General features: G+C 24.8%; 1 protein-coding gene. It reads left to right on the forward strand.

Features of this window, described 5'->3' with window-relative positions:
* Positions 1-334 precede the first annotated feature (334 nt).
* On the forward strand, positions 335-799 hold the full coding sequence (locus BN899_RS12350; protein ID WP_042275792.1) for a hypothetical protein: 465 nt from the start codon (positions 335-337) through the stop codon (positions 797-799).
* The last annotated feature ends 9 nt before the right edge of the window (positions 800-808 follow it).

An 808-nucleotide genomic window follows, 5' to 3' on the forward strand; every position in this document is an offset into this window, starting at 1 on the left:
ATAGATGGACCTCTAGTCCCATCTACATTAATTTCTTTTGGTTTATTTTTATTATTATCAAATAACGAAATATTTCCGTTACTAAGCGCGATCATTCCAAGTATCAACAGTATATTATTCAATTTACAGTCACCCCTTAAAATATACTTCTCCTCATATATAAAGTATGTTTTATTTGCTATTAATGTTACTTTTTTTTGTTCATATGCATATATATTATTTATAGGAAATCTTATTTATCTAAAATTTAATATATCATTCATGTTTTAAGATTATTTCTATATATAAATAATATGAGTAAAATCTAATATATATTATAGAAAGGGGCATTTTTATGAAAAAAGTAAATACAGACGCATTGGAGAAAATGGCTAAACAAAAAAATATTGATAAGGAAAAAATTGAACAAATTGCTGATGGTTATAAAGGTAAATCTGAAAACGAACTTATGGATGAACTTATAAAGATAGGTAAAAATCTTCAAGGAAAAGATGAGGTTATATCAAAATTCAAAACATTCCTAGATGATGATCAACGTAAAAAATTAGATACTATAATGGGTAAAATATCTGAAGCTGAAGTCCAAGACAAACTAGAAAGTAAAAAATTAAAATCTAAAAAAACATCTTCTGGAAGTAAATCTTCTAAAGAAAGTTCATCTAACCAAAATACACCTACAAAACATAAATCTAGCAAACATAGTTCATCTGCACAAGATAAAAGCACATCTGAATCTAATGGACATAAAAAAGTTAAAAAAGTAGTTAAAAAGGTTAAAAAATCTAATCATAATGACTAAAAAAATAAG

This window comes from Faecalimicrobium dakarense, assembly GCF_000499525.1.
Classification (GTDB): Bacteria; Bacillota; Clostridia; order Peptostreptococcales; family Peptostreptococcaceae; genus Faecalimicrobium; species Faecalimicrobium dakarense.